The organism is Streptomyces sp. NPDC005141 (assembly GCF_053599975.1).
Window position 1 is genome coordinate 162,325 of the sequence record NZ_JBSFYW010000002.1, and the last position, 13,462, is coordinate 175,786.

At 69.9% G+C, this 13,462-nt stretch carries 14 protein-coding genes; 9 read left to right on the forward strand and 5 right to left on the reverse strand.

Annotation, left to right across the window (positions count from 1 at the left end):
- The 9 genes from ACWD68_RS02145 (at window position 1) to ACWD68_RS02185 (ending at window position 8,650) form a co-directional block, all read left to right on the forward strand.
- Window positions 1-960: a VlmB-like protein gene (locus ACWD68_RS02145; protein ID WP_451804543.1), complete on the forward strand. Its 960-nt coding sequence runs from the start codon at window positions 1-3 to the stop codon at window positions 958-960.
- On the forward strand, window positions 957-2,057 hold the full coding sequence (locus ACWD68_RS02150) for a fatty acid desaturase family protein (protein WP_451804544.1): 1,101 nt from the start codon (window positions 957-959) through the stop codon (window positions 2,055-2,057). The genes ACWD68_RS02145 and ACWD68_RS02150 overlap by 4 nt, the downstream gene beginning before the upstream one ends.
- Window positions 2,054-3,055, forward strand: coding sequence for a beta-ketoacyl-ACP synthase III (locus tag ACWD68_RS02155; RefSeq protein ID WP_451804545.1), 1,002 nt, complete (start codon window positions 2,054-2,056; stop codon window positions 3,053-3,055). Before ACWD68_RS02150 ends, ACWD68_RS02155 begins: the two co-directional genes overlap by 4 nt.
- Before the next feature lie 108 nt (window positions 3,056-3,163).
- Window positions 3,164-3,406, forward strand: coding sequence for an acyl carrier protein (locus ACWD68_RS02160; protein WP_451804546.1), 243 nt, complete (start codon window positions 3,164-3,166; stop codon window positions 3,404-3,406).
- Window positions 3,403-4,641, forward strand: coding sequence for a beta-ketoacyl-[acyl-carrier-protein] synthase family protein (locus ACWD68_RS02165; RefSeq protein WP_451804547.1), 1,239 nt, complete (start codon window positions 3,403-3,405; stop codon window positions 4,639-4,641). The genes ACWD68_RS02160 and ACWD68_RS02165 overlap by 4 nt, the downstream gene beginning before the upstream one ends.
- A gap of 56 nt (window positions 4,642-4,697) precedes the next feature.
- Window positions 4,698-6,266 (forward strand): MmgE/PrpD family protein, encoded by a 1,569-nt coding sequence (locus ACWD68_RS02170; protein WP_451804548.1) that lies wholly within the window; start codon window positions 4,698-4,700, stop codon window positions 6,264-6,266.
- Between the two features lie 83 nt (window positions 6,267-6,349).
- Window positions 6,350-7,102: an HAD family hydrolase gene (locus tag ACWD68_RS02175; protein ID WP_451804549.1), complete on the forward strand. Its 753-nt coding sequence runs from the start codon at window positions 6,350-6,352 to the stop codon at window positions 7,100-7,102.
- Between the two features lie 33 nt (window positions 7,103-7,135).
- Complete coding sequence (locus tag ACWD68_RS02180; protein ID WP_451804550.1) at window positions 7,136-7,822, forward strand: SGNH/GDSL hydrolase family protein; 687 nt, start codon at window positions 7,136-7,138, stop codon at window positions 7,820-7,822.
- 54 nt (window positions 7,823-7,876) lie between these two features.
- Window positions 7,877-8,650 (forward strand): SCO6745 family protein, encoded by a 774-nt coding sequence (locus tag ACWD68_RS02185; protein ID WP_451804551.1) that lies wholly within the window; start codon window positions 7,877-7,879, stop codon window positions 8,648-8,650.
- A 48-nt stretch (window positions 8,651-8,698) separates the two neighbouring features.
- Here the strand turns inward: ACWD68_RS02185 and ACWD68_RS02190 are convergent, their stop codons facing one another.
- From ACWD68_RS02190 to ACWD68_RS02210, 5 genes are read right to left on the reverse strand one after another with little or no spacing between them, the layout of a single operon-like run.
- Window positions 8,699-9,340: an SGNH/GDSL hydrolase family protein gene (locus tag ACWD68_RS02190; protein WP_451804552.1), complete on the reverse strand. Its 642-nt coding sequence runs from the start codon at window positions 9,338-9,340 to the stop codon at window positions 8,699-8,701.
- 50 nt (window positions 9,341-9,390) lie between these two features.
- A complete protein-coding gene (locus tag ACWD68_RS02195) occupies window positions 9,391-10,467 on the reverse strand; it encodes a ketoacyl-ACP synthase III family protein (RefSeq protein ID WP_451804553.1) in 1,077 nt (358 codons plus the stop codon).
- Window positions 10,468-10,509: 42 nt separating this feature from the next.
- A complete protein-coding gene (locus tag ACWD68_RS02200) occupies window positions 10,510-10,776 on the reverse strand; it encodes an acyl carrier protein (RefSeq protein ID WP_451804554.1) in 267 nt (88 codons plus the stop codon).
- Window positions 10,777-10,809: 33 nt separating this feature from the next.
- A complete protein-coding gene (locus tag ACWD68_RS02205) occupies window positions 10,810-12,300 on the reverse strand; it encodes an amino acid adenylation domain-containing protein (protein ID WP_451804555.1) in 1,491 nt (496 codons plus the stop codon).
- Window positions 12,297-13,430, reverse strand: coding sequence for an acyl-CoA dehydrogenase family protein (locus ACWD68_RS02210; RefSeq protein ID WP_451804556.1), 1,134 nt, complete (start codon window positions 13,428-13,430; stop codon window positions 12,297-12,299). Before ACWD68_RS02210 ends, ACWD68_RS02205 begins: the two co-directional genes overlap by 4 nt.
- Between the last annotated feature and the right edge of the window lie 32 nt (window positions 13,431-13,462).

Sequence of the window (13,462 nt, forward strand, 5' to 3'; positions counted from 1 at the left end):
ATGGCTTTTGCGAGGATCCCGGCGGAGGCCGACTGGGAACGCGCCCCGTCGCTGGTGGACGGGGCCATCGAGCTCGACCTGACCGCGGCGTCGTGCGATCTGCGGTACTGGCTGGCCACGGTGCCCCAGGGCACTCTGCGGGGCGACGTTCTCGGTCACGCCGCTGACGTTCGCCCGCATCCCGTGATGAGCGAGCCCGGCCCGCTGAACAGCGCGCTCACCCAGGAGTTGGCGTTCCGCTCCATCGCGGAGGAGAAGGCGACCCGGGCCATCGCCTACATGGTGGCGCTCGCCCCCGACAACGAGAGCCTCGAGTTCTACTCCACCCAGCTCCTCGACGAGGCTCGGCACGCCATGGTGTTCCGCACCCACTTGCTGCAACTGGGTGTCGAGCGACGCGAGTTGTGGGAGACCGTCGACCGGCTCGCGGCAGCCGACCGGGACGCGGTCCTGGTCCCACTGGAGGAGTTCGGGCTCCGCTCCCTGCGCCACCGCGGCGACTTCATCGGCGGTGTGCTGATCCTGACGGTGCTGGTCGAGGGCGTGCTGGCACCGGCGGCCGAGTTGAGCGAACGCAAATGGCGGATCTTCGATCCGGCCGCGGCGGACATCGAGCGCGGCGCGGGCATCGACGAGATCAGGCATCTGACGGTCGGCAGTTCCATCGTCCGCGAGCACCTGCTCAGGAACCCCGAGGACAGGCCGCGGATACTCGAACTGCTTCGGGAGGGCTACCAGTTGTGGGACCGGCTTCCGGTCGAGGACATGGTGCTCAACCGGGAGAAGCTCTTCCAGCAGGGCATCGATCAGCACGGCGAGCTGCTGGGGGACTACGAGGTGTGGCCCGGCCGCAGGCTCGTCGACACCACGATCGAGGAGCGGATGGCGACCGGCCAGGAGTGGGCGCAGCGCATGCAGCGTTCCCGCCTCGCCCACATGGGCCTCGAGGAGGCGATATGACGCACCTGGACAGGGGCGCCGACGCACCCGGCACCGGTGCCCCGGGCCCCGCGGAGGCCGAGGCGGCCGACTACGAGGAGGTCACCCGGCTGGTGAAGGCCGCCGGCCTGATGGACCAGCAACCCGTCTACTACGTCTACAAGATCGCGTTCAACCTGCTGCTGCTGACCGCGGCCTGGGCTCTCTTCGCGTGGATCGGCGACAGCTGGTGGCAGCTGGCGACCGCGGTGCTTCTCGCGTTCTGCTTCGCCCAGACGGATCTGCTGGGGCACGACACGGGCCACCGGCAGATCTTCCGGACCCGCAAGGCGAGCGACGTCATCGGCTACTTCCACGGGAACCTGCTGACCGGCGTCAGTTTCGGCTGGTGGGTGAGTCACCACACGCGGCACCACAACTACCCCAACCACCTGTCCCTCGACCCGGACATCACGCGCCGGCAGGTCATCTTCGCGAGCAAGCACCGCAGCAAGCGCACCAGCCCCGCAGGCCGGTTCATCGTGCGCCATCAGGCGTGGATGTTCTATGTGCTGATCATGATGGAGGGCCTGCGGCTGCATCTGTCCGGATACGTCGCGGCCCGCAAGGGTGCGCTCAAACGCTACAAGGCGACCGACCTCGGCCTGCTCAGCCTCCATCTGGTGTGCTACTTCGCCGCCGTGTTCTGGGTGCTGCCGCCGGGCAAGGCCGTCGCGTTCATCGTGGTCCATCAGGCGTTGTTCGGCTTCTACATGGGTCTGCTGTTCGCGCCGAACCACAAGGGCCTGCCCGTGCGGGACGGAGCGAAGGAGGAGCTGGACTGGATCACCCGCCAGGTGGTCACGTCACGCAACCTGCTCCCCAGCCGGATCACGCACTTCTTCTACGGAGGGCTCAACTACCAGATCGAGCACCACTTGTTCCCGTCGATGCCACGCCGGAACCTGCACCGCGCCCAGCCCCTGATCAAGGACTACTGCCTCGGCCACGGCCTTCCGTACCTGGAGGTGCGGCTGATGAGGTCCTACCTCGATGTCGCCGACTATCTGGGTGATGTCAGCCAGGAGGTACGGCACCTCGAGCAGCGGGACTCCGTTCTCGCGCGGACCCACCGGTGAACCGGGCCGCGGTGATCCGGGGCATCGGCGCCTGGGTGCCGCCCCGGATCGTCACCAACGACGAGCTCGCACAGGAACTGGACACCTCCGACGAGTGGATCCGCAGCCGGACCGGAATCTCCCAGCGGCACATCGCCGACCCGGACATGGCCACATCGGATCTCGCGGTGGAAGCCGGCGGCCGGGCACTGAAGTCCGCTTCGGCGGCCTCGGTCGACTGCGTCATCGTGGCCACCAGCACGCCGGACCGGCCGTGCCCGGCCACCGCGCCCCTGGTCGCCTCCCGGCTCGGCCTGGGCACGGCGGCCGCGTTCGACGTGGGCGCGGTGTGCACCGGGTTCCTCTACTCGCTCGCTGTCGGGGCCGGCCTCATCACCGCGGGGACCGCCGAGAGCGTGCTCGTTCTGGGAGCCGATACCTTCTCCACCTTTCTGGACCCCGGGGACCGCTCGACCCGGGCCGTCTTCGGGGACGGGGCGGGCGGCGTCGTACTGGCCGCGGGTGCCCCTGAGGAGCCGGGCGCTCTGGGCCACTTCGACCTGGCCAGCGACGGCGTCGGCAGCGACCTGATCACTGTTCCGTCGGGCGGCTCGCGTGACCCGATGCGCACCGGTTCGGCCGGAGCGGCCGATCCGTACTTCCGGATGGAGGGCAAGGCCGTCTTCCGCAACGCGGTGGAGCGGATGGCCGCTTCCGCTCTCCGGGTGGCCGAAGCCAGGGGCTGGAGCGTACGAGCCGTCGATCTGCTGGTGGCGCATCAGGCGAATCTGCGCATCATGCACGCGGTCGCGGACCAGATGCGGCTGCCCCGGGAGCGCTGCGCGGTGAACGTGGACCACGTCGGCAACACCGCGGCCGCCTCCATCCCGCTCGCCCTCGTCGACGCGATCGACGACGGCACGCTCCGCCCTGACCACCGGGTGGTGCTGACCGCCTTCGGCGGCGGCCTCACCTGGGGCTCCTGCGCCCTGCGCTGGCCCGATCTGGTGCCCGGCTGAGCGACGGCCGCCTCGTTCGAGGGACCGGGACCAGCACGGTCCGTACGGACCAGGACCGACCCATCGCACCACTGTCAGCGCCCACAACGACGAACCGAGGAGAATCCCGTGAGCGACACCTACGAGCGTCTCGTGGCACTGCTGGCCGAGGGCTTCGGCCTGGAGTCCGGCGACATCGATCCCGAACTGACCTTCAGCGAGCTGGAGATGGATTCACTGGCCCTCGTCGAGCTGGGGCTGACCGCACAGCAGGAATTCGGCGTCACCCTCGCGGACGAGGACATCCAGTCGGGCGACACCATCGGCCAGGCCGCCAAGACCATCGAGGCCAAGATGGCGAGCCTCGCATGACGTCGGACCGAAAGCCGTCGCACGCGGCGGTGACCGGCATCGGCATGGTGACCGCGGCCGGGATCGGTGCCGAGGCCGCATGGCGGACCATCCGCGCGGGCGGGGCGACGGCCGCCGCGCCCGTCCCGGCGCTGGCGGGAACGCCCGCCGACTTCGGCTGCGCGGTCACCGACTTCGGCCGGGCGGGCGTCATCGAGCGGCGGAAGGCATGGCGGCTCGACCGCAGCAGCCAGTTCGCCGTCGCCGCCGCCAGGGAGGCGCTGGCCGACTCCGGCCTGGACCCGGCCACCTGGGACGGCGCCCGCGTCGGAGTGGTGCTCGGCAGTGGTATCGGCGGCGCGGCCACCTGGGAGAAGCAGCATCGGGTGCTCCTGGACGAAGGAGCCCGAAAGGTCTCCTCGATGCTCATTCCGATGCTGGCCATCAACATGGCAGCGGGTTACGTGGCCATGGAGTGCGGCGCCCGGGGCCCGAACCTCGTCACGGCGACGGCGTGCGCCTCGGGTGCGACCGCGGTGGGTGTCGCGCGCGACCTGCTGCGTTCCGGTGCCTGTGACGTGGTGATCACCGGCGGCACGGAGGCCTGCCTCGTGCCCTCCATCATCTCCGGCTTCAGCCAGATGGGAGCGCTGTCCACGCGTCGCGGTGAGCCGCACGCCGCCTCCCGGCCCTTCGACAGGGACCGTGACGGATTCGTTCCCGCGGAGGGCGCCGCCGTCCTGGTGCTGGAACGGGCCGAGGACGCACGGGCGCGTGGTGCCAGGGTCCATGCCATGGTCAGTGGGTACGGTGCGTCGGCCGACGCGCACAATGCCACCGCCCCCGACCCGGAAGGCGCCGGCGCGGAACTGGCGCTGAGGGCCGCCTTGGCGGACGCCGGTATCGGCCCCGGTGACGTCGACCACGTCAACGCGCACGGAACCTCCACCCCGTTGAACGACATCGCCGAGGCGAAACTGATCAGCCGCACGCTCGGCGATCGGCCGGCCGTCACCTCGGTCAAGGGCGTCCTCGGGCACGCGCTGGGCGCGGCCGGTGCGATCGAGGCGGCCGTCACCTCGATGACCCTGGAGCACGGATTCATTCCGCCCACCGCCAATCTCGACAGTCAGGACTCACAGATCGAGGTCGACGTCGTCTCCAAGGTCGGCCGAGACACCCACCCCGAGGTCGCGATCAGCAATTCGTTCGGATTCGGCGGACAGAACGCCGTACTCGTCCTCACGCGGGCATGAGGACGAACCCGGCGGACGATGACGCTCACCACGACACACGTGTGAGGTTGCCACGCATGCCAAGGGTCGACGCCGCATCAGAACTTCGCGCTCAGCACACGGAGACGGACCAGGGCGACATCGCCCGTGGTCCGCGGGCCGACGACGTACCGGCCGACGGCTCGCTGACCACGGCTCTCGCACGCTGGGCGTCGGGTCTGCGCCACGGCGACCTGCCCGGCCGGATCAGTGCCTACGCGACCAGCCAACTCATCTCGCACCTCGCCGTCGTCCGGGCCGGCATGGCGCACCCTCTGGGTCGGAAGCTGGTCAAGGCGTTCGGGCCGCCGACCGGTGACAGCCCCGACCAGGCCGCCTATGTCCTGGCGGCGCTCTCCTCCTGCCTCTACTTCGAAGACAGCATGTACGTGGGCCACGTATCGCATTCGACGGTCGGTGTCCCGCTGGCCTTCCGCCGAGAACAGCGGCTGACCGGTGAGCGGCTGCTCGCCGCGATCGTCGCCGCCAACGAGTGCGCCGCCAGGGTGACCGCGGCGAGCACCCTGGGGCCGTTCCGCGGTCAGACCGCCGCGCACGCGCAGTTGGTGGGCGCCGTGGCGGCGAAGCTGCACGGAGCGGGTGCACCGGTCGGTGAGTGGACCGACGCCTGGGGGCTGGCCCTGGCCGCTCCACCATGGTCCTTGCGTCGGGCCTTCCTGGGCAGTGACGCCAAGGTGCTCTCCGCGGCCGTGCCCGTACGGGTCGGCCTGGACGCCTGTCGAGCCGCCGCCGCCGGTCTGACGGGAGCGAACGACATCCTGGAACACCCCGGCGGCCTGCTGGCCAAGGTCTCCGAGGTGCCCACGCCCGAGGTGGTCACGGCGGGACTCGGCACTCGCTGGCACACCGAAACTCTGTCGTTCAAGATTCATCCGGCCGGAGCGTACGTCGACGCGGCCATCGACTGCGCCTCCGAACTTCATGGTCTGCTCACCCCCGCGGAGATCGACGACATCGACGAGATCGTGGTGCATGCCGCGCGACTGACCATGGTGATGGACCGGGAAGCACGGCCCTATCTCGACCGTGAGCGCTCCGCGATCCTGGCCTTGAACCTGTCCGTCGCCTACAACGTGGCGACCACGCTGCTCACCGGCGGAGTGACGACTGCCGACCTGGCCGAGCCGGCCACCGCCGATCCCGTGCGGTGGGCGCTGGCGGCGAAGGTCCGACTGGAGTACGACCCCGAGCTGAGCCGTGGTCTGCTGAGGGCCACAGCTCCGCTGGGCGAGGCGCTGCGACAGGCCGAGGAGCGCGCGGAGGAGTGGTTCACCGCGTTCTCCGGTGGCAGGACCGCGCCCGGCATCTTCCCGAAGGGGAGGCCGAGTTCCACGTTCGAGGAGGCCACGAAGGCGATCGGCTCCCGGGTCGAAGTCACCTTGCGGAGCAGCCGCAGACTCCGTGCGGAGCGCGCCCACGCCCTCGGGTCGGCCGGAGCCGAGACCCGGCGAAGCCACCGGAAGATCGCTCTGGACAAGCTCGCGGCCACCATGGCGCCCGCGGACGCCATGGAGTCTTTGCAGCACACCGCGTCGCTGGGCGCAGCCGAACTCGACACGGTGATACGGGCGGTGCTGAGCCGATGACGACGCGCGAGCCGGAACATCCATCGGAGACACCCGCCCCCAGTGGTGCATCCGCGTCGGCCGCCGTCGATAAGGGAACCCGTATGGCGGGGCGCCCGTACACCAGAGCTGCCTTCTTCGACGTCGACGAGACCCTGATCGCCGTGAAGAGCATGTTCCGATTCCTCGAGTACCACCTCGCCGCGATCGGAAGCCCGCCGTCCGCCTACTCCGCGGTGATCGACGAACTGCGCGGTCTCGTCGCCGCCGGGGTGTCGAGGGAGGAGGTCATGCGCGCCTACTACCGCGTCTACGCGGGGCAGCGCGCCGCGGATCTGTCCGACCAGGGCCGTTCGTGGTTCCGGCGCGAGCGACGGGCGGGAGATCTGTTCCTGCCCCGCAGCCTGCGGGCGTTTCGTGAACACCGCCGCCTCGGCGATCTCACCGTGCTGGTGTCCGGTTCGTTCGCGCCCTGTCTCGATCCGCTCGCCGACTGGCTGGGCGCCACGACAGTGCTGGCCACCCGGCTCGCAACGGTCGACGGCGTCCATACCGGAGGACTGGTCAGGCTCATGCTGGGCCAGGACAAGGCCGATGCGACCCGGGCCGTTCTGCAGGGGCACGGGATCGATCCCGCCGCATGCAGTGCCTACGGCGACCACGCCTCGGATCTCCCCATGCTGCTGGCCGTCGGACGCCCCGTCGTGGTGGGCGACGACCCCGAACTGGTGCGGCACGCGGCGGCCCGCGGGTGGCGGCGACTGCCGGGGCGGGACGGATCCCCGGCCGCCGAGGCGGCGGCGGAGGATGGCGACGGAATCTCGCCAGCCCACCCACAAGCGGGCTGGCATCGTTGATCTCTCTGATGGAATCCACGGAGGAGTTCCGACATGACAGACACGGCGAACTACGCGTCCGAGGCCAACGACCCCTACCTGCTGTCAGCGGGCGAGACCGCCCGGGTGCTGGCGGACGCTCCGTGGAAGCGTCTCGCCGTGGTGGGGGACAGCGGCGCCGAAGGAGTCACCGAGGCGCTCGAGGGATACCGCTGCCTCCCGTGGAGTGAGCGCTTCGTAGAGGAGCTGCGGACCGTCCAGCCGGGCCTCGAATCCGTCAGCCTGGGCCTGCGGAACCTCTTCGCCGCTCAGGTGCGGGAGACCCAGCTGACGCCCGCGCTGGAGTTCCGGCCGGATCTGGCCATCGTGTTCTGCGGGGGCAACGACATGTTGCAGCGGCACTTCGACATCGACGCGGTCGCGTCCGAACTGGCGCTCATCATCACCCCGTTACGGGAGACCGGCGCCACGGTCGTGACATCGGGGCTGTTCGACATCACGGTCTCTCCGTACGTCGACGAGCGGTACCGCAAGCCGATGAGCGAGCGCATCGCCGCCTGGTCGGAACGGACCAAGCAGGTGGCGGCGCGGCTGGGAGCCGTCCACGTGGACCTCCCCCGCCACCCGGCGGGCACCGAGGCCATCTACAGCACCGACGGCCTGCACCTCAATGCTCGGGGTCAGGCCATCCTGAACGCCGAGATCGTGCGGAGCCTCGCGGGACACCTGCAAGCCCGCTGAACGGGCCGGCATCCCGCGCACCACCGACCACGACCGCCCACGAGAGGATCTGTGATGCCCGGTTCGCGCATGTACGTGGCTACGACCAAGGACGACGTGCGCCGCCTCGGCGGGTCCTTCATGAAGAGCCCCGAGGCCCGGCAGGCAGCCGCGGACATCGGCATGACCCGCTTCGGGTACTACTTCCGGGGGCGTGGCGGTGTCCTGGGACCGGTGAGCCCGGAGGTCACGGCCGCGGTCTTCGGCTTCTTCCCGTTGGAGTTCGTCCGTCGGCACTGCCCGGCGTCCGTCCACGCGCCGGAGATAACGGACCGCTACGCGGAATCGTGCCGCGCCTGGGGGCGGCGGTGTCTGGCGGGCTTCTCGTCCGCCGCTCGGCTCGCCGCGCTCCTGGAGACCGTCGCCGACCGGGCGGACGTCCCGGGCATCCCCCTGTTCGCCGGCTGGCGGGACGTCGACCGCCCCGCGGACGCTCCCGCCCGGGTGGCGCAACTGGCCCATGTTCTGCGAGAACACCGTGGCGGTCTGCATCTGTCGGCGGTGCTGGCCACCGGAATGACCCCGCTCGAAGCCACGCTGACCCGGGACAACGGGAACGCGCGAGCGGGGTTCCTGGGCTGGGAGCGCCCCTACCCCCTGGTCGACGGGGAGACCCGCTCCCGTCGGGCCGCGGCGGAGGAGCTGACCGACCGGATGGCGGCGCCCGCCTACGGCTCACTGAGCGTGGACGACTCGGACGAGTTGAGCCGGCTGCTGCGCGCCGCGTCCGCCCTGGCGATGGCGCGGCACCGGCCCGCCGCGCCGCAGCCCGTCGACACCTCTGCCTGAGCGCGCCGTACGCCGGACCGGTCCGGCGTACGGCGGCCCTGCCGCGTGTCAGGAGCACTTCTCCAAGAGGCTCAGACTCCGGATGACGGCCGCAGCGGCGATCGCGTGGCCGCGGCCGTTCAGATACGGCGCGTTCGAGCTCCACGGGCTCGGCCCGGGACTCACCGGCCGACGGGCGAGGTCCACGTAGAGCGCTCCGTGCCGCAACGAGATCGCTTCGGTGCGCTCCGCCAACAGCCGCACCCGGTAGCGCACTTCGGCCTGGCGGTGTGCCAGTGCGAGCGCCGAGCGGGAGATGTCCGGCACGCCCATGGTCAGCACCGTGCAGCCGGTGTCCCGCAGTGGCCCGATCATCCGGCTCAGCTCGATCTCGACGGCGTACGCGTCGAAGGGGTCGCCCAGAACGTCGGTCCCCCCACAGGCGATCACCGCGAGGGTGGGCTTGAGAGCGAGCGCCTTGGCGAGCTGGCGGGCACGCACATCCGCGGCCAGCACATCGCGCCGGCCCAGATTGATGTACGCCAGCCCCGGACAGACGGTGCGCAGAACAGCCGCGACGCGGTCCGCCCAGGGCTTGCGGCCGAATCCCTCGACGGGCTCCCCCACGCCGTTGGCAGCGCCGTCTCCGATCACCACCAGGCGACGCCAGGGAGAGCCCGCCACCAGCGCTCGTGCCTCGGCTTCGGTCAAGCAGCTCGGATCGTCCGCTTCTCCCATGACCGCGGTGGATCCACTCCCCCTCATCCGTCCCCTCGCCCGAACACGCGCAAGGTCTCGGCGTCCGCCCCGGACCAGTCGGGAACGCTCTGTACCTGGAGCACCGCGGTCGTCCAGCAGTAGCCGATACCGACACCGACCAGCAGGACGAGATCTCCGCGCCGCAACTGACCCGATTCGAAGAGATGGGTCAGCCCCGCGAACTGGTCGCCTGCCCCGAGGTGGCCGGTCCGCCGCCCCCACTCCCAGAGGGTACGGTCCAGGTCGATCTTCAACGGGGCGAGCAACTGCCAGCTCAGCAACGGCTTTCCGAGGTTCGGAAGGACCAGTTTGGCCATCTGGTCCATCCCGACGTCGGCGTCGTCCAGCACCTGCTCCAGGTTCTCGACGAGGGCCGCCGATAGCCGGTCGATCACGGTGTCCACACCTTCGCGCTGCGCGAAACGGATCTTGCGCCCGCGCAGGTCCAGCGGGGTTCCCGCGAGGTGGGGAGCGTCGGTGAACCCCCGTTCGGTGTCCCGGTAGAGCCCCTCGAAGTACGGGGCCGACGAGGAGTGGGAGGCGAGGACCCGCGCGATGCCGCCGCCACGCGCCGCCACCACGGCCGTACCGCCGTCCCCGAAGGCCAGGCCGATGTCACTGCTCCATCGGTTGAACCCGGGAGGACTGAAACGGTCGCCCGTGGTCAGCAGTGCCGCCGCTCCCGCCGGCTCCGCCAGCAGATAGGGGATCGCCAGGTGCAGTGACGCCATCCCGCCGTCGCAGGCGTGATTCAGCTGAATCGACGGCGCGTTGCCACCGATCGTCCGCTGCTGGACGTAGGTCGCGGGTGTCCACAGGTCCTCGCCCTGGTGATAGGTGTGGGCGTGCAGCAGCAGCCGGATGTCCTCGGCGGAACGTCCGCTGCGTGCCATCGCCTGACGTCCGGCGGCGACCGCCATGTCGACGGCCGGTTCCCCTTCGCTCACCAGAGCCGATAAGAGCTCGTTGTCCTTGAACTCCTGTGCGGAGTAACGGCCTTCGGATACGGCCTCCTCCGCCGGCTCCGGCGCAGGCAGGCGGGTTCCCAGGCCGGCGATGTACATGTCGTTCCAGCGCACTGGTGTCAACTCCCTCAGTGGAATGGGTCCCGAGCCGTCCGGTCAGACCGCCGGCCGGTCCCGCAGTTCGAGCACCATGTGCGCCACGCTCTCGATCGTGCGGAAGTTGGCCGTGCGCATGGCTTTCGGTGACACGGTCACGTCGTACCGTTCGCTGACGAAGGCGGCGAGCCGTGTCGTGTTCATGGAATTCAGGATTCCCCATTCAAGAAGCGGGGAAGAGGAAGTCAATTCGACCGAGGTGTCCCCGTCGAGAAATTCCTTCCGGATGTACCCATCGATTTCTTCCATCACCGCGGCGAGTTCCATACGCGCAGTTGTTCCTTTCCGTGGATGCGGAGATCAGGCTCGGCCGCCCGCCGGCTGGAGCAGGGTGTCCCGCAGCGTCTGCCGATCGGTCTTTCCGTTCCGGGTGCGCGGCAGTTCGGCCACCGTCAGGACCGAGTCGGGAATCATGTACCGGGGCAGCCGTTCGGCGCAGTGCCGCTTCAGTGCCAGCAGCCCCGGGGGCGGGCCGACCGGGACCACGACGGCGACGATCCGCGCCGCCATGCCGCTTCCGTCCACGAGTACGGCCACCTCGCCCACCGCCGGGTTCCGGGACAGACACGCCTCGATCTCGCCGAGCTCCACCCGGTGCCCCCGCACCTTGACCATGTGGTCGAGCCGGCCGCGGTACTCGAAGCCGCCGTCCGCCCGTACCCGGACGATGTCCCCGGTCCGGTAGGGGCCCTGATGCGCGCCCCGGCCCCAGTAGCCGGCCATGACGGTGGGCCCGTCCACGACGAGTTCGCCTTCCTCTCCCACGGCTGCCCGCCGTCCGTCGGGGCCGGCCGCCCACACCTCGTCGCCGGAACAGGCCCGGCCGATCGGCACGGCCTCACCGGCGGCGATGTCCCGTGCGGTCACCTCGTGGAAGGTGCACACGTTCGTCTCGGTCGGGCCGTACAGATTCAGGAGTCGGACGCCCCCGAGGTACCGGTACAGGACGGCGAGGTAGTCCACCGCGAAGGGTTCACCGGCGAACAGCAGGACGCGCAGCCACGGGGGCCGTGTTCCCTCGCACAGACCTCCGTCCCGGATCATCAGGATGAGGACCGAGGGCACCGAGTACCAGACCGTGATCCGCTCCGCCCGCAGGAACGCGCAGAGCTGCTGCGGTGCGTACGCCATCTCCGACGGGATGAGATGCACGGACGCGCCGGCCTGAAAGGCCACGTAGAGATCCAGCACCGACAGGTCGAAGCCGAACGGGGCGTGGTTGGCGAAGCGGTCCCGACGCGTCGCCCCGACCTCGGCGGCCGCCCATTCGATGAAGGCCAGAGCGTTGCGCTGGCTGATGCACACACCCTTGGGCTCGCCTGTCGAACCGGACGTGTACAGGATGTAGGCGAGGTCGTCGGGCCCGACGGGTTCGACGGGCAGCGGATCCCGGTCGTCCGCGGCGGGAAGGCCGTCGAGCACGAGGAGTTCGGGCAGTTCGTCGCCCGACCGCCGAAGCTCGGCCGCGCGCCGGGAGTCGGTGACGATCACCGTCGCGGAGCATCCCCTCGCGATCTGCGCGGTCCGCCGTGACGGCCCCGAACCGTCCACCGGTACGTACACGGCGGACAGACGCAGCGCCGCCTGCATGGCGGCGACAGCGGTGACCGACTTGTCCAGCCAGATCACCACCCGCTCCGTTCGGCGCACACCCTTGTCCCGGAGCAGGTGGGCGAGCGTATCCGCGGCGCGGTCGAGCTCGCTGTAGGTGACCGAGTGGTCCGGCCCCACGACGGCCAGGTCGCCGCCGGCTCGGTGCGCGCTGTCGCGGACCAGTGACGCCAGGTTCACAACCCGATCCCCTTCGCGATGAGTTCATGCTGGATCTCGGACGTCCCGGAGAAGAGCTTCGCGGGTATCACGTCCCGCAGGACGGCCTCGAGCCCCTCGTTCACCAGGTAGCCCCGCGATCCGAAGATCTGTATCGCGTCGACGGCCGCCTGGACGGCAGCCTCCGATATCGCGAGCTTCGACATCGCGCTGTCCATAGGCTGGGACTCGTCCCGGTCCAGCCGGAAGCAGGCCCGGTAGAGCAGCATCCGGCCGGCTTCGAGCCGGAGTTTCATGTCGGCGATCCGGTGGGACACCGCTTGGAAATCGGCGATACGGCGGCCGAACTGGCGGCGCTCCCGGGCATGGGCCACACATCGTTCGAGCAACCGGTCCATGAGGCCGACGTACCCGGCGAACAGGCAGGCGCGTTCCCACGCCATCGAGTGCTGGAAGATCGCACTGCCTTCCCCCTCCGCGCCGAGGAGGTTGCGTGCCGGTACCCGGCATTCCTCGAAGCGGACCGATCCGGCTCCGCAGGTGCCGAGGCCCATTTTCTCGAACGGCCCGTCGACGGACAGGCCGTTCGTGTCGCGTTCGACGACGAAGGCGGAGACTCCGAGGAATCCCGCTGTCGGATCGGTCACCGCGTAGGTGACGAAGACATCCGCTTCCGGAGCGTTGCTGGCCCAGGACTTCATCCCGGTCAGCACGTATCCGTCACCGTCCCGCACCGCCCGGGCGGACATCGCCGAGATGTCCGAGCCCGCTTCGGGTTCCGTCATGGCGTTGGCCGCGATGAACGAACCGTCACACAGTGCCGGCAGCAACCGCTGCCGGACTTCCGCCTCGGCATAGGCCGAGATCGGGACGGCGCAGGCGAACTGATGGGCGCTGGCGGCGAAGACGAGCCCGGTGTCGGCACAGCCCCGGCCGAAGGCCTCGATCAGATGCGCGGTGTCCAGTGCGGACCTCCCGCCTCCGCCGTGATCGACCGGAACACAGAGCCCCAGCAGCCCCAGCTCACCGCAGTGCCGCCAGAGTTCCCGCAGCCCGCCGTCCGGGGGCCGCGGATGGTCGAAGCGCTCGCGGACGGCCGAGAGCATGTCGTCGTACTCCTTGGACTGATGGGGCTGCCAATCCAGAAACATCGGACCTCGCTGTAGGACGGGAAATACCTGGG